We start from the raw sequence: 22,207 nt of genomic DNA, 5'->3' as shown, positions 1-22,207 counted from the left end.
GATTTTCTCGAAGACTATTCGGCGGCCGCCTTGGTTGGCTGCGGCAGACGATCCTTGAAATAGGGTAGAACTTCCTTGGCGATGGCGATCTGATTTTCCTGCACCATCTGGTGCGGCATGGTGCCGAACTGGGTCTTGGTGAGGGAGATGCCGAAGCCGGCCATATCTTGATATTGCGCCAGCTTCTCGCGCACCGTGTTGGGACTGCCGACGATGACGATACCGCGTGCGATCATGTCCTCGGCCGTCGAACGGCCCTGCATGAAACTCTTCAGCGCGCGCATGCGCTTGATCGACTCCACACTGGTATAACCAGGCGGCGCCATCATCACCGGATCGCGGGTGAGAAATTCATTGGCATAGGCTTCAAGATGCGGGCGCACGTCGCGCAGAGCCTTCTCGTCGCTCTCGGCCACGTAGATCGCATTCGACCAGGCGAACTGATCGGGCGTCGCCTGATAGCCGAACTTGTCGGCCTCTTCGCGATAGAGCTTGAAGGTCTGCGCCACCGAGGCGATGGGCGCCAAGGTCTGGCAATAGGTATATCTGTGCTGCGCCGCCCAACGGATCGTCGACAAGGAACCGGACGACGGCGTGAAGATCGGCGGATGCGGATCCTGGTACGGACGCGGCCACGGATTCACATATTTGAACTTGTAGTATTTGCCTTCGAAGGCGAACGGCCCCGGCCGCGTCCAAGCCTGGATGATCAGGTCATGCGCTTCGAGGAAGCGCTCCTGCGACTCCGCCGGGTTCATGCCCATGGTGTGATATTCGACGCCGATGCCCCGCACGAAACCGGCGATGAAACGGCCGCGCGTCAGATTGTCGAGAATGGCGAATTCCTCGGCAATGGTCAGCGGATTGTTCACCAGCGGCAGCGCGCGACCGAGGATCGCCAGTTTGCCGTTCTTGATGCGCCGTGCCAGCGCGCCCGCCAACACGCCGGGTGTCGGCATCATGCCATAGGCAGTTTGATGATGCTCATTGACGGCGACGCCGTCAAAGCCGAGCTCATCGGCGAATTCGAGCTGATCGAGATATTCGTGATAGAGATCGGCGCCCTTCTTGGGATCGTAGTAGCTGTTCGGGTAGGTCATCCATGACGTGCCGAGACGCTTGATCGCTTCCAGATCGGCATGGGCATAGGGCATCAGGTGGAAGTTGAAGATTTTCATGCGGCGGCCCTCTCGGCGGCGGCGAAAGCGGATATGAGGCTGACGAATTCGGCAGGCTTCTCGATCGGCGGCACGTGCCCGCAGGCGGCGATGATTTCCACTTGCGCGCCGGGGATGAGGCGACCCCATTCCTGCGCGTAGGCTTGCGGCAGCAAACGATCTTCCGCGCCCCAGATGATCAAGGTCGGTACGTCGATGCGATGCAGCCATTTGCGCAGATGCGGATCGTAGCCGCGCGGCTGCCAGGTGGTCTGCGCGATGACGACCTGATTGTTCAGACGGATGTCCTCGCTATCCGGCACCAGCCGGCGTGCGATCTCCGCCTCGGCCAGTTTGGTGTCGTGGAACTGATCGGTGATCGCCTTCTCTTCCGTACAGAGGAAAGTATCGAGGGTCGGCACACCGTCGAGCCACAAGCCCTGCGCATCGACCAACGTCAGCGAGGCAATGCGGCGCGTATCGCGCGTGGCAAGCTCGGCTGCGATCCAGCCGCCCATGCCATGGCCGGCGAGATGCACGCCGGTGAGTTCCAAGCGATCGAAGAGATCGAGATAGAAATTGGCATAGTCGGCAATGCGATCGAGCCATTTCGGCTTCGGCTGGCCGCCAAAACCGGGATGTTCCGGCACGATCACGTCGAAACGGCGCGCCAGCTCATCGAGATAGGGGCGCCAGTCATCGGAGGCATCGGCGCCCCGTAGAAATACCAAGGGCGCGCCCTGCCCGGCACGCAGGATCTTGATGCGGCAGTCATCGAGATCGACGAAGCTCTCCACTGGCGACACGTTTCCTCCCCGTGTTCGTTATCACGCGCTATAGCGTTTTGCAGTTTGACTTCGTCAAACGCCACAAAGACGCGTCAAAACAAAGACCTTAAGCAAAATTGCGTTTCTATCGAAACGCAATTTGCTCTGCGCGGTTGCCCTTTATAGTCATGCTTGGGCGGATGGTTCAACAGGGGCGGATCACGATCGATGCTGGCTATTTGAAATAGCCAAGAATGATCAGGACCATTGTGACGGTCACCGCGCCGCCGATGCGGGTCGCGATTTGCGCGAACGGCATGAGCTGCATCCGGTTGGCCGCTGTCAGGATCGCCACATCGCCGGTGCCGCCCTGCCCACTGTGGCAGGCGTTCACCACGGCGGTTTCGATCGGATACATGTTCATGAAGCGCCCGACCACGAAGCCGCTCGCCACCATGGTCACGACTGTCGCGACGATGGTGATGATATTGGTGAGATGGAATGCCGCCACCAGCTTGTCCCACGGCGTCAGCGCCACGCCGATGGCGAACAGCAATGGATAGGTCATGTTGGTGCGCACGAATTCATAGACGACCATGCCGCCCCGCTCCAGTTCCGGCGACACCGTGCGTGTCAGTTTCGCCAGAACGGCAAAGAAAAGCATCGCCACGGGCGCAGGCAGCCCAAACAGGTGAAAACACAGAACGCCGAGCAGATAGAGCGTCAGCGCCGTCAGGCCGGCGGCGGCGATGGTCCCGACATCGACATGGCCGACATCGTGTTTCGCTTCCTCGTCCGCGTCCTCGATCCGGGGGCCCGTGTCGTCGCCGACATGCGGCTGCAATTGGCCGTTGCCGGTCAGAGAGGGATATTTCTTGCCCACGAAATTGAGGGCGCCGGCCAACAGGATCGTGGTCAAACTGCCGAGCATGACCGGCGGCAAGACCTGGGCGAAAACCTCACCCTGAGCCGCGCCGGTGAGCGCCGCATAGCCGATCGACAAAGGAATGGCGCCTTCACCAACGCCGCCCGCCATGATCGGCGCCACCACATAGAAAAACGTGTGATGGGCACCAAGGCCAAGCGCCGTGCCGACCACGGTGCCGACGATCGCGGCCAGAACCGAACCGACCGCCAGTGGCACGAAGACTTTGAGAAAGCCGCGGATCAGCACGTCCCGATCCATGGCGAAAATGCTGCCGACGATGATCGAAGCGATGAAGAGATAAAGAAAATTCGTCGATGCGGTGAAGTCGATGATCGACTTCTCCATCTTCGCCGGAATGAGATGATAATAAGCCAGGGCTGAAGGAATGAAGGTGGCGAATATAGCGCCGGCGCCAATGCTGCGCAGAACCGGCAGGCGTTTGCCGATCTCGGCGCAGGTAAAACCGCCGACCACCAGCACGACGATCATCGTCGGACCGTCGGCTTTGATCTCGCCGCTATAGGACAAAGCCGCGATCAGAAGGATCAGCACGATATAGATCGGAACAGGAACGATCCCGACGCGCAGGTCCATCAGCCGCCACCAGCCTTGCGGCCAGAAACGCCGGTCCAAGTCTTGCTCTCGATTATGGTCCTGTGCTGGATTTTGTGACGGGGCTCGCGATCCGGAAAGGCCGGATGATGGCGAGGTCATTTCACCTGCCTCATGCGGTGACATGTTCACCTCCCGTCGCCGCTAAGTTCGCTCGAAAACGCGATAGCCGAACCGTATTGGCAACAGAATGCGCGCGGCCTGTCAATCGACGACAGGCAGAACGTCGTATCAGGACATATTAGCTCTAGGTTAGTCGACGATCTGCCCGACATAGGGTCGGCCTGCCCGCTTGCACCAGTTCTCCCAGGCGCGCTCCCAAGTGTAGGACGACATGCCCGCCAGGATGCGCTCGACCTCGCCTTCCGTCAGATATTTGATCTGGCCGAGGGTCATGGCTTCTCGGATCAGTTTGGCGTTGAGTTCGAGCTGGATCGCGGTGAACACGCAAAGGCGGATGTTGCGCGTGGCCACCACGCAGCCGTGGCCGCGCATCAGCGCCGTAATGCCATCGCCCAACGTGCGGACCAGATCGCGGCCCATGGCCATGTCGGCGACGAGCAGATTGGTCTCGCCGAACTTGTCGGTTGAATCCCAGATCGGCACGTCTTTGCCGATGGCCGAGCAGATGTGCATGATCGGCTTCATGCGCCAGCCGGTGACGCCATAGGGAATGATGCTCGCCGCATGGCTGTGAATGATCGCGTGCACATCCGGCCGCGCTTCATAAATGGCGCCGTGAATGAACCGTTCGAGATAGGGTTTGCGGCCGCCGGGGTTGACCGCCGTGCCGTCCAGCTCGAACGTCATGATGTCGGCTTCCTCGATGCAATCGGGAGCGCGTGCCCGCGACAGCAGATATTGCCGCGGATTGTCGGGGTTGCGGGCGCTGATATGGCCGAAGGAATCGAGAATATTTTCGCGGGCGAGAACACGATTGGCCGTGACGAGATCTTCGATCACGGCGGCGAGGCCGGTCATCCTATCCTCCCAGGATATTGGTTTAAGAATTATCCTGACCGGTTTCGTCGTTTGGATCGTCGTCGTCAACCATGAAATTGGCGCGGATCCGCAGCAGCATGTTTTTGAGCTGCGCCTGTTCGGCGGCCGAGAAGCCAGCCAGCGCCCGCGCCGAATTGTCCTCGATCAACGGCAGGACCACGGAGCGCAAACGCACGCCCTCGTCGGTCAGTTCGATATTGCGCTTGCGGCTGTCGGTTGGACAGGGCGTGCGGACGATCAAGCCCTGACTTTGGAGCTGCGCGACGACGCCAACGATGGTCGGGCCGGTGAGACAACTGCGCCGCGCGATCTCCGATTGGGTGAGGCTGTCTTCGTCCCACAAAACACGCAGGACCGAGAACAGGCCATTGCGCAGCCCATGCAGCGCAAGAGTGCGGTCGAACTCACGCGCCACGGCGCGACGGGCATCCCAGAGGAGGAAGCCGATCGTCTCGTCACGTGGGGTGAAAGATCCGCTTCCCCGAGCCATCGCCCGTCTCTCCCTTTCATCGGCTTTCGGATGACGTTCCGACATTGCTAATTTCACTATGTTGTCCGTTCTAAAATCTTGCCTGACCAGCCGGGTGACTCATGGCCACATGCCTACACCCAGGGACGCAACGTCCACTCAGTCTGCATGGTTGGAAATCGACCGTTGGAATGCCGCCCACACGATGGGCCGCTCCGGCCATTCGAATGCCTTCCTCCCCGCGCTGATATCAGCGTCGTTGTTATCCAAGGATGGTAACAGCGAACGGCGCGTAAAGACAATTGATGAATCAACAAATGATAGCCGGCCTTTTGCATACTGCGAGTATATGTTGATAAGCAAAACGCGCGCCCAATTTGAGCGCGCGTTTCATTAAATCATTCGTATGCCGAATGGTTATTGCAGGCGTTCCAACGCCGCCTTCAGCTTGCCGATCCGCGAAAGAGCTTCTTCGCGCCGCTCGCGGTTCTCCTCAACCACCTCTTCCGGCGCGCGACGCACGAAATCAGCATTGTTGAGTTTGGCATCGACCCGACGAACCTCGCCCTCTTCCTTGGCGATCTCTTTCGTCAGACGTGTCTTCTCGGCGGCCAGATCGACGATGCCGGCGAGCGGCAGAGCCGCGACGACGCCGCGCACGATCATCTGCGCCGATTCCGGCGGCGGTGCATCGGCAAAGGAAATCTCGGACAGACGCGCCAGCCGTTTGATGGTCGCATCCCACGCCCCTGCCCGGCGCCGCACTTCCGCATCGGCACCCGCGAGAACCAGCGGCATCTGCGCGCCAGCCGGCACGTTCATTTCGGCGCGCACCGAGCGCACTTCTGATACCAGATCGACGACGAAACCGATCTCGGCCTCCGCCGCTTCATCGCCGGCGATGACATTGCTCGGCCATGCGGCCAACGCCAGCACGCTCTCGCGCTTCGGCCCTTCCGCACCTTTGATCGCCCACAGCTCTTCGGTGATGAAGGGCATGAACGGATGCAGCAGTTTGGCAATTTCATCGATGACATAGGCCGTGGTGGCGCGCGTTTCCGTCTTGGCCGCGCCATCCTCGGCACCCTGCAACACGGGCTTACCGAGTTCCAGATACCAGTCGCAGAAGATGTTCCAGACGAAGCGATAGACCGCGGCGGCCGCTTCGTTGAAGCGATAGGTCTCGATCGCCGTGGTCACTTCGCCGGTGGCGCGGGCCAGTTCGCCGATGATCCACTTGTTCAGCGTCTCCTGCACCGCGGCCGGATCGAAACCGGCAACGCGGGCGCAGCCGTTCATCTCAGCGAAGCGCGAAGCGTTCCACAGCTTGGTCGCGAAATTGCGATAGCCTTCGACGCGCTGCGTCGCCAGTTTGATGTCGCGGCCCTGCGCCGCCATGGCGGCGAGCGTGAAGCGCAAGGCATCGGCGCCGTAAGTATCGATCAGGTTCAAGGGATCGATGACGTTGCCTTTCGACTTCGACATCTTCGCGCCCTTCTCGTCACGGACGAGCGCATGCATGTAGACGTCGCGGAACGGAATCTCGTCCATGAAATGCAGGCCCATCATCATCATCCGGGCGACCCAGAAGAAGATGATGTCGAAGCCGGTGACAAGCACGCTCGTCGGATAGAAGCGCTTGACGAAAGTCTCGTCCTCGCCCGGCCAGCCGAGCGTCGAGAACGGCCACAGCGCCGAGGAGAACCAGGTGTCGAGCACGTCCTCGTCGCGGGTGAGCAAGGTCTTCCACTGGTCGGGATCCTGAGCGATCCGGCCGGCTTCGACATCGTCATAGACTTCGCGCGTCACCGCATCGGCCAAGGCCTGCGTGACAGCGTCTTCTTCGCTCTCGGCGACATAGATGCCGCCCCAGGGCGAATACCAGGCGGGGATCTGATGACCCCACCAGAGCTGGCGCGAGATGCACCAGGGCTGGATGTTTTCCAGCCACTCGAAGAACGTCTTTTCCCAGTTCTTCGGAATGAACTGGGTGCGCCCGTCACGGACGGCCGCAATCGCCGGCTGCGCCAGGGTCTTGGCATCGACATACCACTGGTCGGTGAGCCAAGGCTCGATGACCACGTTGGAGCGATCGCCATGGGGAACCGCATGAACATTGGGCTCGATCGTCGGACACAGGTCGCGCTCCTGCATCATGGCGACGATCAGCTTGCGCGCTTCGAACCGATCCTTGCCATCGAGCGCCATCACCGCCTCGAGATCGGCGCTCGCCGGCACGCCTTCCAGGAAGTCGGCATTGTCGCGCAGGATCAGTTTGGCTTCCTGATCGAAGATGTTGATCAGCGGCAGGTTATGGCGGCGGCCGACCTCGAAGTCGTTGAAGTCATGCGCCGGGGTGATCTTCACCGCGCCGGTGCCCTTCTCCGGGTCGGCATACGTATCGGAGACGACCGGGATGGTGCGGCCGACTAAAGGCAACACGACGCGGCGGCCGATGAAGTGACCGAGCTTGACGTTCTCGGGATGAACCGCGACCGCCGTATCACCGAGCATGGTCTCGGGCCGCGTCGTCGCCACGGTGATGAAGGTCAGCGGATTTTCCGGGTCGTAGATCTCGCCTTCAACCGGATAGTTGAAGTGCCAGAGGTTGCCCTTGGTCTCGACCTGCAGGACCTCGATATCGGACACGGCGGTGAGCAGTTTCGGGTCCCAATTGACGAGCCGCTTGTCCTTGTAGATCAGGCCCTGCCGATAGAGCTCGACGAAGACCTTCACGACGGCCTGCGACAGGCCTTCGTCCATAGTGAAGCGCTCGCGGCTCCAATCGCACGATGCGCCGAGGCGCTTGAGCTGATTGACGATGGCGCCGCCGGACTCGGCTTTCCACTCCCAGACCTTTTCGAGAAAGGCTTCGCGACCCATGTCGCGGCGGCCTGGCTGCTGACGCTCGGCGAGCTGGCGTTCGACAACCATCTGCGTGGCGATGCCGGCATGGTCGGTGCCCGGCTGCCACAGCACGTCCTTGCCGCGCATACGCTCGAAACGCGCCAGAATGTCCTGCAGCGTGTTGTTGAGGGCATGCCCCATGTGCAGGGAGCCGGTGACATTGGGCGGCGGGATGACGATCGAAAACGGCGGCGCATCGGCCCTCTCCGGCCGGCCAGCCTTGAAGGCTTGTGCTTCGTCCCAAGCCCGCGCGACGCGATTTTCCACCGCGCCGGGGTCGAATGTCTTGTCCATCATCTAAAAACGCTGCTCCGGCTTTCGCCCAGATTAAGTCACGAAAGCCGTCAGAAACAGGGCGGTGCCGGTAAAGTCAACCGGAGCGTCACGGCAGGTGCGCGATGCGCCCCAAATCAGCGGCCGCCGCGCGCTACCCGCTCGATCTCGGTGCGAACCAGGCGTTCGACCAGGGTCGGCAGATTGTCGTCGAGCCATTGCTTCAGCATCGGCCGCAGCAGTTCGCGCGCCAGATTCTCCATCACGTCGGGATCGCGCAGCAGGACCGACTGCGCCAGCGACTGGAAGGCGGAGGTGACGCTAGCATTGGTTTGCGCCGACAGCAGCGGCGGCGGCGCCGGTTCGGCGCTGATTTTCCGCGGTTCGGGACGGGCTTCGGCCCTGAACTCGCTTCTGGCCTCATCCACGGTCCGGACGAATTCCGCCTCGTCGCTGACCCGGCGGACACGCGGTGGCGGCACCACGGTCGGTTGTTCGACGATGGACGAGCGCAGCGGCAGCGCCGCCTCATCGAGCCAGGCGGCGACGTCCTCGGGGATCTCCGGCTCGGCCGGCACAGGGTCTGGCGCCTTGGCCTGCACCGCCGGCCTTTCGACCGGCTCAGGGCGACGCGCTTCGAGAGGTGGCGGCGTTGGTGCCGGCGGCGGCTCGACCAATGTCGGCCGCGCGGGACGCGGCGTCAGCGGCAGCACCTGGTCGTCGGCGATGATGCGCCGGATCGAAGCGAGAATTTCTTCCATCGTCGGATCGCTGCCAGCCTTGGACGATGCCGAGGACGGAGCGCTCTGCGGAACTGGAATCGCATTCATGGCCGGCCGCTTCCTTGTCTCAAACCGTTTCATACTGCGCGCAACCTACACGCCGACTCGATCGGACAGCAGCCCACGACGAGGCTGAAACGGTGCAGCCCACAGAATGATTCGTTAAGAGTAGATTGATCCGGTCTTGAAGGGCCGGCAAGCCCCCCCCGTCACCAAGTCGCTGTTGCAACAGCCGCATCCCCGACGGGGGATGCGGTGCTGATCTTAGCGTCCGTCAGGGATGCCGGTGCCGAACCACTTGCCCTTCACCTGCTCGTAGTGAATGCCGGGGTTGTAAGCATTGACCCGCAGACCGAGCGTGGTCGCGGTCAACTGACCGACGGCGGAGACCAGGGCATAGGAATTGACGACGCGATCGCGTTGCGCCGAGATCAGATTGACGCGCGACTGCAGCAGCGCCTGCTGCTGGTTGAGCACTTCGACCGTGGTGCGCTGGCCGACCTTGGCTTCCTCGCGCACACCGTTCAAAGCGATTTCGGCGGCGCGAACCGCCGCTTGCGTCGACTGGATGACACGCGCTGACGCGTCCCATTGGCCCCAGGCGGAGATCACATTGGCGCGGATCTGATCGCGTTGCAGATCGGCCTGCAGACGCGCCTGCCCGAGCAATTCCTTCGACTGACGGATCGACGCATAGCTAAGACCGCCATCATAGAGCGGCATGCTCAACGAGCCGATGACGGAGGCGGTCGTCGCATGCATCCCGACAATGCCCTGCTGTTCATAAGCACGGCTCAAAGTGCCGGTGACGCCGACCGTCGGCATCAACGCGCCTTCGTTGATCTTCACCGCCAAAGCGGCGGCATCGACATTGTGCAAGGCGGCCTGGATCAGCGGATGTTCGGCCTGCGAGCGGTTGAGCGCGTCGTTCAGCGAACGCGGCACCATGCGCTCAAGCGGACGGGCCGGATCAAGGCTCCTGGCATCAATGCCGATGAACTGACGGTAAGCGGCGAGAGAGGTCTGTAAGGTGGCTTGCGAGACGACCGCGTTGGCGCGGCCCTGAGCCAGCGAGGCTTCGGCCTGTGCTACGTCGGTGCGCGTTACTTCACCGACCTTGAAGCGATCCTGCGTCAGACGAAGCTGCTCGGCGAGCACTTCGACGTTGTTGTTGTTCAGATTGAGGATCGCCGTGTCGCGCAGCACGTTCATATAGGCGGCGGCGGAATTGGCGAGGAGCAGCTGCTCGCTCTGGCGCAATTGCTCGCGTGACTGCAGCACTTGCGAGTCGGCCTGGCGCACGCCGTTGATCGTGCGGTTGCCGTTCCAGATGTTCTGCGTGACGCTGAGACCGAACGAACCCGGCGTCGTATGCGAATTGATGGCGCGGCCAGAAGCGTTGGTGCCAAGATACTGCACGCCGGCCTGAGCCTGGCCGGTGATGGTGGGCCGATAGCCGGACGTGGCCTTCGGCACGTTCTCATCGATGGCGCGCGTCGCCGCCCGCTGTTGATTCAGATCGGGGCTGTTCACATAAGCGCGCGACAGCGCGCCGGAAATCGTTTCCGCGCTGACCGGAACGAAGCCCCCGGATGCAGCAACCATCGACAGCGCCAACAGTAGGCGCGGTGATACGCGCCCTAAGGCTGGACGCTTTGCCTTCCCGTCCCACGACCGTTCGACCGACACAATCAAGATTGACCTCTTTGCCCGCGCGGTGACTTTAACCGCTTCTTTAAGTTTCGCACCGGTAGTTCGTGGCAGATTACGACTTTTAAACCGTCGCCGCCCGCCCAGGCGGCTATTTTTTCCTGGTGACGCAAAAATGCGACACAAATCACTCATTTAGAAACTAAAAGCCGGTTTGCGGCGAAACGCCTCTAGCGGCCGGGCCGCGGCATCAAACAGTACCCGGCTACCCACGCGCCCGGAATTCTTCTCGAAAACCGACGCTTTGCCACGCCAGCCTGCGGCCCCCTCGGGCAGAACGATGGTGTAGAGCCGGCCGCCCTCGGCCAGTTGCTCGAACAGGCCTTCCGGCTCGGCTTCGATGGCACCGTCGATCACGATGACGTCGAAAGGCGCCTGGGCGGGAGCTCCGGCGGCCAAATCGCCGGTCACAGCTTGAATGTTGGCGGCGCCGATTCGCGCGAAATTGGCGCTGGCGGCCTCGGTCAGCGCAGCCTCATTGTCGAGAGCGACGACATTGCCGGCGATCCGGCCGGCCAAAGCGGCGGTGTAGCCAGTGCCCGACCCGACGACCAACACCTTATCAGTTGGCGACAGGTCCGCCGCCTGCAACAGGCGGGCGACCACCATGGGGGCCGGCATCGCCCGCCCCTGGCTGCCCGGAATGTCCAGCATGCGGTCGCTATAGACCACGGCCGAGGCCACACCGGGCGCGAAAATTTCGCGCGGCACGTCGAGCGCTGCGGCCAACACATCGCGGTTGGTGATGTCGAACGTGCGCAATTGGCAATCGACCATCGTCTGCCGCAAGGCCTCGATGGTGGGAACAGCCTGATAATCCAGCATTTTCAGCCCGATGAATAAGGGGACGGCTGAGTCCGAGGGAACCCGGACTCAGCACTCATCCGACTTATAGTGCCGGGTGGGACGCCCTGTCCATGCACGGAGCGTCGGGATACCCGGCAGATGGCTGCGCCAATATGGCTCAGCCTTGGCCTTTCAAGCGGGTATTGCACTGGCTGTAATAGCCGCCGCCCTTCTGAATCCACTTCAGGCCGCCGTTGGAATTGTCGACCTTGTTGGCATTGTATTGATCGAGACAGGTCTTTTCGCGCTGCTTGCCCGGCGAGAGGGTCGAATATTTCGGTGAGACGGCGGTCGGGAACAGCGCCGCCGACGCGGGCATGGCGGGTGCATTGGCGGCGGGAGCGCGCGGAGCCGGCGCGGCGGCGCTGGCGGTCGGCGCGCGTGATGCCGGAGCCGCGGCTGTGGGTGCGGGAGCTGGTGCAGCGGGCGCTGCCGCCGGGGTGGCGGCCATGTCCCTGCGGCACGAGGCCAGGAATTGCTGCCAGGTTTGATTGTTGGTGGTGTTGGCGGCCTTGGCGGACTGCCATTTCTCGCCGCAGACCTTCATCGCATTGGCTTGCGCCTGCGCCGGTAGAGTGGCGCCGAGCGAGCCAACGAAGACGGTGGCGGCGACGAAACCAAAACAGCTCACAATTTTCATAACAACCTCCCGTGTCGATGAGACCGGTGCGCGAAAGCTCCTCCTTTTCTTCTTGACCGTCAACGTGACTTTCGACCTGTCGCGCAACAAAAAAGCCGGGCTCACGCCCGGCTTGAGTTGCCTCTCTCGGAGGTATCAGCGGGAGACCACAAGGGGAGCGGTCGTCTCCACACCGATGTCGACCCACAGGTTCGGATCGGTCTGCGACTGACGCTTCACGAACCTGTAGGGAACCTTGTTCCACGGCTTCACCTCGTCGACGAGATTGTCGAGGATGAACTCGCCCTGGCTGGTCTTCACGGTGAGGACCGCATGGCCCTCGCCCTTCTCATCCTTCACCACCGTCACCAGCAGACCCTGGCGCGGAAAACCTTCCTCGATCAGCAGGCGACGCTTGAGGAGCACGAAATCCTCGCAATCGCCGACGCCGTCGGTCGGATAGTCCCAGCGATCGACCACGCCCCAATGTTCCTGATCGGTCTTGGCCTTGATGTTGCTGTTCACCCAGGAATTGATGCGCTTCATCAGCTTAGCCGTCTGCGCCGTATAATTGACGTCGGCCGCCGGCACTTCCTTGGTGTTGCACTCACCCGCATAGCGCTTGCAGAAATCGACCCAGCCGTAAGGCACCAAAGTCGAACTGCCGACCGCAATGTACAACGGCTTGAGCGACTGCGCCCGCGTGGAAGACTGACCGAGAAGATATCCAGCAAATACAATGGCTGTCGCCACCGCAATCTTCGTAATCGACCTGACCATAACACCGCCCCTGTTTTCTTATGGGGCCAGTGTTGCAGGGCGGCTTTTCTGTCGATTGAAATGAAAAGAGCGCTTTTTACGCGAATACGTTCATATTTATTCTGGCGAGCATCAAGTATAACGAAGCGTAAGGAGATTGGGTAAAATTCGATGCAATCATACTATCCATATGATTTTATGACATCTTCTACCCGTTCGGCCTAACCGTGCCTCGCATGCTCAAATACGCATAAAACTGCAAGTATTAACGGGCGGGCGAAAAACCGGCCGAAAACTGGTTAATATGGCCGCCCTAGACCCGTTAATTTCGCAAAAAAGTCGACAGGCTGATGCAGCCTGCCCCCGTATTTTTCGGTCGTGATTTATCGATCTTGCAACGACGACCGGCAGGCCCACATTTAAATGGTCAAGCCGGATCGTCGGATGGACGCAGCCCCTTTCGCAGGAATGCCTATGCCCGACGTACATCCGCTTAGAGACGCGCCGCACCTGAAGGTCGTGGAACCCGATCCGTCGCAAATCTTCAGCCCTTTGGCGCCGGAAGACGAGCAGGCGCTCGCCGAGGCTGTCCGCCTGCTTGAATATACCTCGATGACGGCGCGGCTGACCCATGTGCTGGGCAAACAGATTTCCAGCATCGGCGTCCTCGTTCCGGCACGGGTGCGCACCATCGCCAACAAGGCCGCCTCGATCGCCCTCAAAGGCGCGATGAAGATCGCGCTGAAGAGCCTCGATCAGAAACCGGGATCGTCGAACACGCTCTATCACAAGACATTGGCGACCGCGTCTGGCGCTGCTGGTGGAGCGCTCGGCATTGCCGCCCTGCCTATCGAGCTGCCGATTTCGACGACCATCATTCTGCGCGCCATCGCCGATATCGCGCGCAGCGAAGGCGAGAACCTGAAAGATCCGCAGACGGCGCTGGCCTGTATGGAAGTGTTCGCGCTCGGCGGCCGCTCCGAAGTCGACAACGAAATGGAGAGCGCCTATTTCGCCGCCCGCGCCTTCCTGGCGAAGTCCATCGGCGAAGCGACAAAATATCTGGCTTCGCAAGGCGCCGCGCAGGAAAGCGCGCCGGTCTTCGTCAAGCTGATCACGCAGATCGCAGCGCGCTTTGGTGTCGTCGTCACCCAGAAAGCCGCGGCGCAGGCCGTGCCCGTGCTCGGCGCCATCGCCGGTGCCAGCATCAATTACGCCTTCGTCGATCACTTCCAGGGCCTGGCACGCGGCCACTTCACCGTCCGCCGCTTGGAACGCAAATACAGTCCGGAACAGATCCGGATGGAATACGATCGGCTGGCGGCGGTGTGGCGCGAAAATCGCGAAGTGGAATAGACGAAGGCAGCGGGCCCAGCGTATACGCATCGCCGTGATAAAACGCACATCCTTGCCGGACACTAAGCCCTAAGGCTCCAGTGACGATACCCTTATCTGGAGCGAGATCATGAGAATGCGCTTTTGTGTGCTCGCCCTGTTCGCGACCGCGAGCCTGCATGCCCTGCCTGCTTCGGCCGCTGAAAGCCGTTACACCAATCTCGGCAACACGAGTTGCAAGCTCGATCAAGAGGCGTCGCGCCAGATCAAGCCGCATGAGGATTTCAAGCCCCTGCTCTATCGCTGCAGCGGCTTTGCCGAGCGTGAGGTGAGCGTGACCTATCACGGCCTGATGGTGCGCACGACCCTTGCGCGTAAGGACGGCAAGAGCCTCGACGTGCTGACACCCTACGATGCCGGACCCAGAATTGAATGGCGCGGTGAGCGCACGCCGACCGCCGCCATCCTACGCCTCTCCGCCAGAGATGAGGACGGACGCCCAGCCTCGGCCCTGGCCGTGGTAAAACTGGCGCCGGATCAGGACTGCCTCGTCGCCGTCATCGACGTGAAAGCCAATCGCAATGCCAATGAATTGGCGCGCGAGGCGGCGGATGCGGCCCCTTCCACCAGCTGCAACGCGCCGCGGCTCACCGGCGCCGCCGGTCCTACCGGGCTCGAAATCATGGGTCTCAACAAGCGCTGATCCACAAGATCAAGCTTTCGCTTGACTAATCCATAGCTCACCAGTTATGCGTCAATCAATAACCAACGAGTTATTGATTGCGATGACGAACGCCCCCGACCTCCTCTTTCGAACCCTCGCCGATCCAACCCGGCGGGCCATTTTCGAGCGGCTGTGCCGCGAGGGCGAGCAGACGGTCAGTGCCCTGACCGCCCAGGCCGGCGTCTCGCAACCGGCCGTTTCCAAGCACCTTGGGGTTTTGAAACAGGCTGGCTTGGTGCGTGACCGCCAAGACGGCCGCCTTACCCACTATAGCGCCGACCGCCGCGCTCTCGCCCCGTTGATCGACTGGACCAGCCAGATGACCGGTTTCTGGGAAAGCCGGTTCGATCAACTCGAAGACCTTCTGAAAAGGATGGACCAATGACCGATACCGCCACCGACCTGCTCTCCGTCGTCGTCGAGCGCGAGATTTCTCATCCGCCGGAAAAGCTTTGGCGCGCACTGACGCAGCCGCATCTGATCGAAGAATGGCTGATGAAGAACGACTTCAAACTCGCCATGGGCCATCGCTTCAACCTGCGCGGCGAATGGGGCGGCGTTTTGGATTGCGAGGTCCTCGCCATCGAGCCGAACAGGAAACTGGCCTATGCGTGGAATTTCGCCCACGACGATCCAGCTTATGACCTGAAGAGCGTGGTGACGTTCACGCTGACGCCGACAGGCGCCGGAACTCATTTGCGCGTGGAACAGTTGGGCTTCCGGCCGGATCAGAAACAGGCCTTCGGTGGTGCCAAGGCAGGCTGGCCGCAATTCCTGGCGAAACTCGAGCAGATTCTGGCGCGACCGGACTGATTTGCCCCCATCGCGCTCAGCACATCTTCAAAGGAGGTTCCCTTGGATTGGAACATGAGACTTCGGCAGTTTCACCGCTGGCTGTCGATCGCCTTTACTTTGGCGGTAGTCGCCAACATCGTTGCCATGATCAGGCAAGAACAGGCAATCTGGGTTGGCGTTCTGGCGCTCATTCCGCTCGCGCTGCTCCTGATCACCGGGCTCTACATGTTTGTTCAGCCTTATGCCGCGAAATGGCGTGGCATGCGACGCGCGTAGGTGGTGGATGGCCAGCAAGACGCCGACGAAAAACGCGAAAAAGCCGCTCGCCAAGCGGAGCGACGGGAAACCGACGCTCCTCTCCGGCGGCAACCCGCAGATCGCCAAAGCCTATGGTGACGCACCGGTGCAGGCCTATATCGCGGCGATGCCCGGCTGGAAGCAGGACGTGGGACGCCGGGTCGATGCTCTCATCACACGCGCCGTGCCGCAGGTGTACAAGGCGGTTAAATGGAACTCGCCGCTGTATGGCATCGAGGGCGAAGGCTGGTTTCTCGCTCTTCATTGCTACGCAAAGTACGTCAAAGTGGCCTTCTTCCGCGGCGCTTTGCTGACCCCTGTTCCGCCTGGCCCCTCCAAGACCCAGGAGACGCGTTACCTCAATGTGCATGAGAACGAAGAACTCGACGAAGCGCAGTTCATCGCTTGGGTGAAGCAAGCCAGCCAGTTGCCTGGCGAACGGATGTAGAAAGTGACGATCATGAAGACCAGCACCGCAAAGCCGAAAGAGGCTTCCGCCTCGCAGTTGATCGACGCGAGGATCGAGGAACTGGGCGACTGGCGCGGTGCGACATTGGCGCGGGTGCGCGCCATCATCCAACAGGCCGTTCCCGAAGTGGTCGAGGAATGGAAATGGCGCGGCGTGCCGGTATGGTCGCATGGCGGCATCATCTGCACCGGCGAAACCTACAAGGCCGTCGTGAAACTGACGTTCGCCAAAGGCGCCTCTCTGCCGGACCCTGGGCGCTTGTTCAATTCCAGCCTTGAGGGCAACACCCGGCGCGCCATCGACATTCACGAAGCCGACAAGATCGATGAAAAGGCGCTCAAGGCACTTGTTCGCGCCGCCGCGACCTTGAATACGCAGAAGAAATCGAAAAGCGCCTGAGCTAGTGGCAAACGGGTCGTGGAATGACCTCGGGCGGCGGCGTCTGTTTCGACTCCTCCAGGGTCATACGCCCGTCGTCACCGGCCAACCATTTGAAGACGCGATCATTATATGTCCGCCATTCCTCGCGGCTGACCTTGGCGTCGCCATTGGCATCGACGACCTTGTAGAAGCAGCGGGCAATGGAGAGGCTGACAGGCTTGGCGGCAGGATTTTCCTTGGTCAGCCAGTCGGCATATTCCTGGACCGGAAGCGCGCCGTCGCCGTTCGCATCGATCTTGGCGAACTCGGCCTCATCGGCAGCCGCGTGTTCCTCATAGCTGATCACGCCGTCGCCGTTTTGATCGACGCGCTGGAAACGCTGTTCCCGCGTCTCGGCCCAGGCATGGGCGGAGGAGACCGCGAGCACGACCAGAACGGCATAAAAACGACGGATCAAAGCCACTCTCCACAAATCAAGCCGGGTACTTTCGTTCCGCCCATTCCGGCACCGCCTCGATCAGACCGCCGAGATTGCCGGAGGTCAGGAATAGAACCGCCGCATCATCGCCGATCGTCTTGCCGATCGCTTCGATGGCGGCGGCTTTTTCATCAATGGCAGCGACGGGATGGCCGGCGGCGGCGATGCGCGCGACGATATCGGCCTGGGTGACCTGATCGTGGGTGCCGGCGCCCTGCTCGGCTGGATGCCAGACGAAGGTTTGGGCGGCGCCCTCAAACACATCGTCATACCAATGCATGGTGCCACGGTTGCGCCAGCTGAACGTGTGCGGCTCGAAGACGACGATCAGCCGGCGATCGCCGAAATGCTGTTTCATCGCCGCGATGGCGCTCTTGGCCTTGTCGTAGGAAGAGCCGAAGCCCTCGAAAATCGGGATCCGCGTCAGGTCCGACTTGCGGTCGAGCCGGCGTTTGATGCCCTTGAACGTGGCCATGGCGCGGGCGAATTGCTGCGCCGTCACATAGCCTTGCCCGATCAGGAATGCACCGACACCCAGCATATTCTCGATGTTGTGCAAGCCGAGCTGGCCGGTTTCGACCTCCGCCACTGCCGTGTCGCCATGCACGATACGAAAACGTGTCCGCTCGCCCCAGGCGATGTCGCGCACCTGCCAGTCGCCCTGGCTTACGCCATAGGTGGTCACCGGGCGTTTCACGCTGGCGAGGAAGCGACCGCTCAACTCGCCGCTGGTCGACGCCAGAACCGCTCCCTCTGCCGGCACCATCTCGATCAGTTGCGCGAACGGCGCCAGATAGCTCTCGATCGTCGGGAAGACGTTGACATGATCATGCGCGAGCGGCGTCAGCAGCACGTGCGCCGGGTGGTAATGCAGGAATTTCGAACGATCGTCCGTATTGGAAGACGGATATTCGTCGCCCTCGAGCAGAAACAGCTCGCCCTTGCCGACGTGAGCCGCCGTTGGCGGCGACAATGGCACGGCACCGATCATGAAGGACGGATCGAGGCCGCTTTCCAGCAGCGCATGCGCCAACAGCGACACACTCGTCGTCTTGCCGAAGGAACCGGCAGCGACGACAGCGGTTTTGTTGGCTGACAGATAACCCAGCACTTCGGCAAAGGACATGATGGCGCGGCCGCTGTCTTCCGCCGTGCGCACTTCCTCATTGGTGGCGCGCACCAATTTGGCATTCTTGCCGATGACGATGAGATCAGCATCAACGGGAATGTTGTCGGCGGCGTAAGGTGTGCGATAATCGAGGTGCTCGCGACGCAGCACGTCGGAGATCGGCGGATAGACCGCTTCGTCGGAACCCGTAACGGCGAGGCCAGAGTCACGCAGCAGTTTCGCGGTGGCGCTCATGCCGACGCCGCCGATACCGATCACATGTGCCTTACGATAGGGAAAACCGTTCAACTGCCGCTCCGCTTCGCCGCGCCGAATCGCGCGTGTTGACCATAGCAGAGCCGATAAAAAGCGATCCGGGCGGGGGCCTGATTCCCCGCCCGGACCTGACCAAATTCGATCGAGGGGACCTCATCTGGCTGACTGAATCATAGCATCCTATTGTGACGCCGCATCAGGCAAAAATGAGTCCGCGGCAAAGAAATTCCAGTGAAAATCCCTCGATTCGAGGCCTTTTCGGTCATTTTTGACCCCCAAACCCCGATTTTGGCGCCCGGTCCCTGCCAGGGCGGTTCCACCCGCGCCCGGGCCGCCGGCGCTGCGTTGCGGTCGGTCGGCGCTTCCGATCGGGGCGTGTCCGCCGCCGTCCCGTCCGCCATGCGGGACATGCGGAATTTTTTGTCGGCTTTGTCGGCTATAAGCTCGCGCATTCGTCCTTGGTTCAACACAGGAATGTTCGATGCTCTATGCGATCCTCTGCTACCACTCCGAAGACGTTGTCTGCTCCTGGCCGAAGGAGAAGGACGAACAGATCATGCGTCAACTGACCGAGGTGAACGAGAAGCTGGCCAAGGCCGGCCGTCTCGGCCCGGTGGCGCGACTGCTGCCCACGACCGCCGCGACGACGCTGCGCGAAAATGCGCGCGAGGAAAAGCTCGTCATCGACGGTCCCTTCGCCGAAACCAAGGAGCAACTGCTCGGCTTCTTCGTCATCGAATGTGTCGATCTCGACGAAGCCGTCGACACCGCCAAACAGCTCATGCAGGCCAATGACGGTGCTACCTACGAAATCCGGCCGATCGGCTATTTCATGCCGGGAGTGAAGATCACGTGACCGATCTGACCTGGATCAATGGTGCGCTGACCTCTGCCCGGCCCCAGGCCGTCGCCGCTCTGCTGCGTTATTTTCGCGATCTCGATACGGCCGAGGAAGCTTTTCAGAATGCCTGCCTGCGGGCGCTGAAATCCTGGCCGCAGAACGGGCCGCCGCGCGATCCCACCGCCTGGCTCATCATGGTGGCGCGCAACACCGCCATCGACGAGGTGCGGCGCCGGCGCAAGCAGGAGGCGCTTCCCGATGAAGAGCATATTTCCGATGACGGCGACGCCGAAAGCGACATGGCCGACCGGCTCGACAGCGATCACTACCGCGACGACGTGCTGCGGCTGCTGTTCATCTGCTGCCACCCGGACCTGCCGGCCTCGCAGCAGATCGCGCTCGCGCTGCGCATCGTCAGCGGCCTGAGCGTCAAACAGATCGCCCGGGCTTTCCTGGTTGGCGAGAGCGCCATGGAACAGCGCATCACCCGCGCCAAGGCGCGCATCGCCAAGGCCGACGTGCCCTTCGAGACGCCGGGCGCTGTCGAGCGCTCCGAACGGCTCGCGGCGGTCGCGGCCATGGTCTATCTGGTCTTCAACGAGGGCTATTCGGCCAGCGGCCCGACGGCGCCCGACCGCGAGCCCCTGTGCGACGAAGCGATCCGCCTGGCGCGCCTGCTCTTGCGCCTGTTCCAAACGGAACCGGAAATCATGGGCCTGACCGCGCTGCTGCTGTTGCAGCACGCCCGCGCCCCCGCCCGCTTCGACAGCCAGGGCGAGATCATCCTGCTCGAGGATCAGGACCGCACCTTGTGGAAGCGCGCCTTCATCACCGAGGGGCTGGCGCTGATCGACAAGGCGGTACGCCACCGCCGGCCGGGCCCCTATCAGGTCCAGGCGGCCATCGCCGCCCTGCACGCCCGCGCCGCCAAGCCGGCAGATACCGATTGGGGCGGGATCGACAGGCTCTACGCCACCCTGGAACAGATGCAGCCTTCGCCGGTCGTCACGCTCAACCGGGCGGTGGCGGTCTCGAAGGTGCGCGGCCCAGCCGATGCGCTCGCGATGATCGAGCCGTTGGCGGCGAAGCTCTCCGGCTATTTCTACTTCTTCGGCCTCAAGGGCGGATTGCTGCTGCAGCTCGGGCGCAATCAGGAAGCGCGGGTCGCTTTCAATCAAGCGATCGCGCTCGCCCATACGCCGGCGGAGGCCGCGCATATCCGCATGCATATCGATCGCCTGATCGCCGAGACCGAGGCGAAGCAGAAAGGTCCCGTCGCCTCGCGGGCTTGAACCTTTCCGCCTAAATTTTTTCCGCCGCTGTCGGCATAGCCCTCCTTCCTTCGTCCTTAGATCACAACGGCCGCAGCACTCGGGCTGCGGTCTCGATCACCGAAGGAGGACGTCGTGACAGACGTTGCAGTGACGAGCGAAAACGCAAACAAGGCCTGGTTGTGGACCGGCCGCATCATGAGCGGCCTTGTCGTCGCCTTTCTTATCTTCGATGGCGGGATCAAGCTCATCCCGATCGCGCCCGTCACCGAAACCATGCAGCAACTGGGTTTCAGCGGCACGATCGCGCAAGCCCGAGGCCTCGGCATCCTGACGCTCGGCATCGCCCTGCTCTATGCCTTTCCAAAGACATCCGTGCTCGGCGCCATCTTGCTGACAGGCCTGCTTGGCGGCGCCATGGCGACGCATCTGCGGGTCGACTCGCCGCTCTTCACCCATCTGCTCTTCGGTCTCTATCTCGGCGTCATCGCCTGGGGCGGATTGTGGTTGCGCGACGGGCGCCTGCGCAAATTGCTGCCGATCCGTCTTTGAACTTCTCACCCATCAGGAACAACGATCATGACCCAGACCCATGCTGCCCAACGCGAACTCATCCTCACCCGTGTCATCGATGCGCCGCGTGAAAAGCTCTATCGCTGCTGGACCGAACCGGAGCTGATGAAGCAATGGTTCGCGCCCGCGCCCTACACGACGCCCGTCGTCAAGACCGACGTGCGGCCCGGCGGATCGAGCCTGGTGGTAATGCGCAGCCCCGAAGGCACGGACATGCCCTGCCCTGGCGTCTATCTCGAAGTCATCCCGAACGAGAAGATCGTCGCCACCGATGCTTTCACCGAAGCCTGGGTGCCCTCGAACAAGCCGTTCATGACGCTCACATTAACCTTCGATGACATCGGCAACGGCCAGACCCGTTACACGGCCGTGGCGCGGCACTGGACCGTCGAAGATCGGGAAGCCCATGAAAAGATGGGCTTCCATCAAGGCTGGGGCATCTGCACCGACCAGCTCGCGGCGCTCGCGGCTCAAATCTGAACGCCAAAAGACAAGGTGCGCATGGGCCCTGGGCGGATCATCCTGCCCGTGGCAGAATGAGGCTCCATTTCATTGGAGCCTTTTTCATGCGCGCCATTGCTTTTATCCTTGCGATTGCAACCGTTGCCCTTCCTGTTGCCAGCGCGCAGGCGCAGTCCTGCGGCCAGCTCTGGTATCAGCGCAACGCGATTTACGCCGAGGCCGGCTATTGTTTTAAAACAGCGCGCGCCCGCGCCGAATTCGGTGCGAATTGCTTTTCGCCCTACGGGCGCCTGACGCCGCGCCAACAAGCCCTCGTCAATGCCATTCAGGAACAGGAAGATCTGCGCGGGTGTCCGCGCTGAATCG

The 22,207-nt window shown here is 61.7% G+C and carries 25 protein-coding genes; 12 read left to right on the top strand and 13 right to left on the bottom strand.

What is annotated here, in order from left to right:
- Positions 1-14: 14 nt before the first annotated feature.
- The 11 genes from OIM99_RS14560 to OIM99_RS14510 all read right to left on the bottom strand — a co-directional run bounded on the left by OIM99_RS14560 (position 15) and on the right by OIM99_RS14510 (position 12,825).
- Positions 15-1,178 carry an LLM class flavin-dependent oxidoreductase gene (locus tag OIM99_RS14560; protein WP_311851146.1) on the bottom strand — a complete coding sequence of 388 codons (1,164 nt, stop codon included), beginning with the start codon at positions 1,176-1,178 and terminating at the stop codon, positions 15-17.
- Positions 1,175-1,963 carry an alpha/beta fold hydrolase gene (locus tag OIM99_RS14555; protein WP_311851145.1) on the bottom strand — a complete coding sequence of 263 codons (789 nt, stop codon included), beginning with the start codon at positions 1,961-1,963 and terminating at the stop codon, positions 1,175-1,177. The genes OIM99_RS14560 and OIM99_RS14555 overlap by 4 nt, the downstream gene beginning before the upstream one ends.
- A 196-nt stretch (positions 1,964-2,159) precedes the next feature.
- On the bottom strand, positions 2,160-3,566 hold the full coding sequence (locus tag OIM99_RS14550; protein WP_409371533.1) for a 2-hydroxycarboxylate transporter family protein: 1,407 nt from the start codon (positions 3,564-3,566) through the stop codon (positions 2,160-2,162).
- Positions 3,567-3,716: 150 nt separating this feature from the next.
- A complete protein-coding gene (locus OIM99_RS14545) occupies positions 3,717-4,445 on the bottom strand; it encodes a class II aldolase/adducin family protein (protein ID WP_311851143.1) in 729 nt (242 codons plus the stop codon).
- Positions 4,446-4,467: 22 nt separating this feature from the next.
- Positions 4,468-4,956 (bottom strand): MarR family transcriptional regulator, encoded by a 489-nt coding sequence (locus tag OIM99_RS14540; protein WP_311851142.1) that lies wholly within the window; start codon positions 4,954-4,956, stop codon positions 4,468-4,470.
- A gap of 396 nt (positions 4,957-5,352) precedes the next feature.
- Positions 5,353-8,139: a valine--tRNA ligase gene (locus OIM99_RS14535; protein ID WP_311851141.1), complete on the bottom strand. Its 2,787-nt coding sequence runs from the start codon at positions 8,137-8,139 to the stop codon at positions 5,353-5,355.
- Positions 8,140-8,252: 113 nt separating this feature from the next.
- A complete protein-coding gene (locus OIM99_RS14530) occupies positions 8,253-8,945 on the bottom strand; it encodes a DUF2497 domain-containing protein (protein ID WP_311851140.1) in 693 nt (230 codons plus the stop codon).
- Positions 8,946-9,161: 216 nt separating this feature from the next.
- Positions 9,162-10,502: a TolC family outer membrane protein gene (locus tag OIM99_RS14525; protein WP_311851139.1), complete on the bottom strand. Its 1,341-nt coding sequence runs from the start codon at positions 10,500-10,502 to the stop codon at positions 9,162-9,164.
- Between the two features lie 240 nt (positions 10,503-10,742).
- Positions 10,743-11,432: a protein-L-isoaspartate O-methyltransferase gene (locus OIM99_RS14520; protein ID WP_311851138.1), complete on the bottom strand. Its 690-nt coding sequence runs from the start codon at positions 11,430-11,432 to the stop codon at positions 10,743-10,745.
- Between the two features lie 139 nt (positions 11,433-11,571).
- Complete coding sequence (locus tag OIM99_RS14515; RefSeq protein ID WP_311851137.1) at positions 11,572-12,093, bottom strand: hypothetical protein; 522 nt, start codon at positions 12,091-12,093, stop codon at positions 11,572-11,574.
- A gap of 135 nt (positions 12,094-12,228) precedes the next feature.
- Positions 12,229-12,825: a transglutaminase-like cysteine peptidase gene (locus OIM99_RS14510; protein WP_311851136.1), complete on the bottom strand. Its 597-nt coding sequence runs from the start codon at positions 12,823-12,825 to the stop codon at positions 12,229-12,231.
- Between the two features lie 480 nt (positions 12,826-13,305).
- On the opposite strand from OIM99_RS14510, the gene OIM99_RS14505 reads away from it, so the two are divergent.
- From OIM99_RS14505 to OIM99_RS14475, 7 genes are all read left to right on the top strand, one after another.
- Positions 13,306-14,187, top strand: coding sequence for an EcsC family protein (locus OIM99_RS14505; protein WP_311851135.1), 882 nt, complete (start codon positions 13,306-13,308; stop codon positions 14,185-14,187).
- 109 nt (positions 14,188-14,296) lie between these two features.
- Positions 14,297-14,869 (top strand): hypothetical protein, encoded by a 573-nt coding sequence (locus OIM99_RS14500; RefSeq protein WP_311851134.1) that lies wholly within the window; start codon positions 14,297-14,299, stop codon positions 14,867-14,869.
- A gap of 82 nt (positions 14,870-14,951) precedes the next feature.
- Positions 14,952-15,275 carry a metalloregulator ArsR/SmtB family transcription factor gene (locus OIM99_RS14495; protein WP_311851133.1) on the top strand — a complete coding sequence of 108 codons (324 nt, stop codon included), beginning with the start codon at positions 14,952-14,954 and terminating at the stop codon, positions 15,273-15,275.
- Entirely contained in the window at positions 15,272-15,703 is a 432-nt protein-coding gene (locus OIM99_RS14490; protein WP_311851132.1) for an SRPBCC domain-containing protein, read from the top strand. The genes OIM99_RS14495 and OIM99_RS14490 overlap by 4 nt, the downstream gene beginning before the upstream one ends.
- A 42-nt stretch (positions 15,704-15,745) precedes the next feature.
- Positions 15,746-15,961: a hypothetical protein gene (locus OIM99_RS14485; protein WP_311851131.1), complete on the top strand. Its 216-nt coding sequence runs from the start codon at positions 15,746-15,748 to the stop codon at positions 15,959-15,961.
- A gap of 7 nt (positions 15,962-15,968) precedes the next feature.
- Positions 15,969-16,430, top strand: a complete 462-nt coding sequence (locus OIM99_RS14480) for a DUF1801 domain-containing protein (RefSeq protein ID WP_311851130.1) — start codon at positions 15,969-15,971, stop codon at positions 16,428-16,430.
- 12 nt (positions 16,431-16,442) lie between these two features.
- Positions 16,443-16,850, top strand: a complete 408-nt coding sequence (locus OIM99_RS14475) for a DUF1801 domain-containing protein (protein WP_311851129.1) — start codon at positions 16,443-16,445, stop codon at positions 16,848-16,850.
- A gap of 1 nt (position 16,851) precedes the next feature.
- On the opposite strand, the gene OIM99_RS14470 is transcribed toward OIM99_RS14475, so the two are convergent.
- Both OIM99_RS14470 and murC read right to left on the bottom strand, forming a co-directional pair.
- The gene (locus OIM99_RS14470) at positions 16,852-17,289 is read right to left on the bottom strand and encodes a hypothetical protein (protein ID WP_311851128.1); all 438 of its coding nucleotides are present in this window, start codon (positions 17,287-17,289) and stop codon (positions 16,852-16,854) included.
- Between the two features lie 16 nt (positions 17,290-17,305).
- Entirely contained in the window at positions 17,306-18,727 is a 1,422-nt protein-coding gene (gene murC, locus OIM99_RS14465) for a Mur ligase family protein (protein ID WP_311851127.1), read from the bottom strand.
- 448 nt (positions 18,728-19,175) lie between these two features.
- Here murC and OIM99_RS14460 point away from each other — a divergent pair, with 448 nt between their 5' ends.
- The 5 genes from OIM99_RS14460 (at position 19,176) to OIM99_RS14440 (ending at position 22,203) form a co-directional block, all read left to right on the top strand.
- Complete coding sequence (locus tag OIM99_RS14460; RefSeq protein ID WP_311851126.1) at positions 19,176-19,550, top strand: YciI family protein; 375 nt, start codon at positions 19,176-19,178, stop codon at positions 19,548-19,550.
- A complete protein-coding gene (locus OIM99_RS14455) occupies positions 19,547-20,827 on the top strand; it encodes an RNA polymerase sigma factor (RefSeq protein ID WP_311851125.1) in 1,281 nt (426 codons plus the stop codon). The genes OIM99_RS14460 and OIM99_RS14455 overlap by 4 nt, the downstream gene beginning before the upstream one ends.
- Before the next feature lie 177 nt (positions 20,828-21,004).
- Entirely contained in the window at positions 21,005-21,358 is a 354-nt protein-coding gene (locus OIM99_RS14450) for a DoxX family protein (RefSeq protein WP_311852265.1), read from the top strand.
- A gap of 27 nt (positions 21,359-21,385) precedes the next feature.
- On the top strand, positions 21,386-21,859 hold the full coding sequence (locus tag OIM99_RS14445; protein WP_311851124.1) for an SRPBCC family protein: 474 nt from the start codon (positions 21,386-21,388) through the stop codon (positions 21,857-21,859).
- Positions 21,860-21,945: 86 nt separating this feature from the next.
- On the top strand, positions 21,946-22,203 hold the full coding sequence (locus OIM99_RS14440) for a YARHG domain-containing protein (protein WP_311851123.1): 258 nt from the start codon (positions 21,946-21,948) through the stop codon (positions 22,201-22,203).
- The last annotated feature ends 4 nt before the right edge of the window (positions 22,204-22,207 follow it).

Source organism: Methylocella sp. CPCC 101449, from assembly GCF_031921685.1.
In the GTDB taxonomy this organism is placed as follows: domain Bacteria; phylum Pseudomonadota; class Alphaproteobacteria; order Rhizobiales; family Beijerinckiaceae; genus Terripilifer.
The sequence above is the reverse complement of the archived record's forward strand: the minus strand, read 5'-3'. Positions and strand labels throughout refer to the sequence as shown.

What these genes read in the sequence shown, in the direction of transcription:
- OIM99_RS14535 (WP_311851141.1), bottom strand. Translation starts at nt 8,139, where the DNA reads ATGATGGACAAGACATTCGACCCCGGCGCGGTGGAAAATCGCGTCGCG.
- OIM99_RS14495 (WP_311851133.1), top strand. Translation starts at nt 14,952, where the DNA reads ATGACGAACGCCCCCGACCTCCTCTTTCGAACCCTCGCCGATCCAACC.
- OIM99_RS14530 (WP_311851140.1), bottom strand. Translation starts at nt 8,945, where the DNA reads ATGAATGCGATTCCAGTTCCGCAGAGCGCTCCGTCCTCGGCATCGTCC.
- OIM99_RS14560 (WP_311851146.1), bottom strand. Translation starts at nt 1,178, where the DNA reads ATGAAAATCTTCAACTTCCACCTGATGCCCTATGCCCATGCCGATCTG.
- OIM99_RS14490 (WP_311851132.1), top strand. Translation starts at nt 15,272, where the DNA reads ATGACCGATACCGCCACCGACCTGCTCTCCGTCGTCGTCGAGCGCGAG.
- OIM99_RS14525 (WP_311851139.1), bottom strand. Translation starts at nt 10,502, where the DNA reads ATGGTTGCTGCATCCGGGGGCTTCGTTCCGGTCAGCGCGGAAACGATT.
- OIM99_RS14500 (WP_311851134.1), top strand. Translation starts at nt 14,297, where the DNA reads ATGAGAATGCGCTTTTGTGTGCTCGCCCTGTTCGCGACCGCGAGCCTG.
- OIM99_RS14505 (WP_311851135.1), top strand. Translation starts at nt 13,306, where the DNA reads ATGCCCGACGTACATCCGCTTAGAGACGCGCCGCACCTGAAGGTCGTG.
- OIM99_RS14480 (WP_311851130.1), top strand. Translation starts at nt 15,969, where the DNA reads ATGGCCAGCAAGACGCCGACGAAAAACGCGAAAAAGCCGCTCGCCAAG.
- OIM99_RS14475 (WP_311851129.1), top strand. Translation starts at nt 16,443, where the DNA reads ATGAAGACCAGCACCGCAAAGCCGAAAGAGGCTTCCGCCTCGCAGTTG.
- OIM99_RS14545 (WP_311851143.1), bottom strand. Translation starts at nt 4,445, where the DNA reads ATGACCGGCCTCGCCGCCGTGATCGAAGATCTCGTCACGGCCAATCGT.
- OIM99_RS14450 (WP_311852265.1), top strand. Translation starts at nt 21,005, where the DNA reads ATGAGCGGCCTTGTCGTCGCCTTTCTTATCTTCGATGGCGGGATCAAG.
- OIM99_RS14515 (WP_311851137.1), bottom strand. Translation starts at nt 12,093, where the DNA reads ATGAAAATTGTGAGCTGTTTTGGTTTCGTCGCCGCCACCGTCTTCGTT.
- OIM99_RS14440 (WP_311851123.1), top strand. Translation starts at nt 21,946, where the DNA reads ATGCGCGCCATTGCTTTTATCCTTGCGATTGCAACCGTTGCCCTTCCT.
- OIM99_RS14445 (WP_311851124.1), top strand. Translation starts at nt 21,386, where the DNA reads ATGACCCAGACCCATGCTGCCCAACGCGAACTCATCCTCACCCGTGTC.
- OIM99_RS14540 (WP_311851142.1), bottom strand. Translation starts at nt 4,956, where the DNA reads ATGGCTCGGGGAAGCGGATCTTTCACCCCACGTGACGAGACGATCGGC.
- OIM99_RS14550 (WP_409371533.1), bottom strand. Translation starts at nt 3,566, where the DNA reads ATGACCTCGCCATCATCCGGCCTTTCCGGATCGCGAGCCCCGTCACAA.
- OIM99_RS14460 (WP_311851126.1), top strand. Translation starts at nt 19,176, where the DNA reads ATGCTCTATGCGATCCTCTGCTACCACTCCGAAGACGTTGTCTGCTCC.
- OIM99_RS14520 (WP_311851138.1), bottom strand. Translation starts at nt 11,432, where the DNA reads ATGCTGGATTATCAGGCTGTTCCCACCATCGAGGCCTTGCGGCAGACG.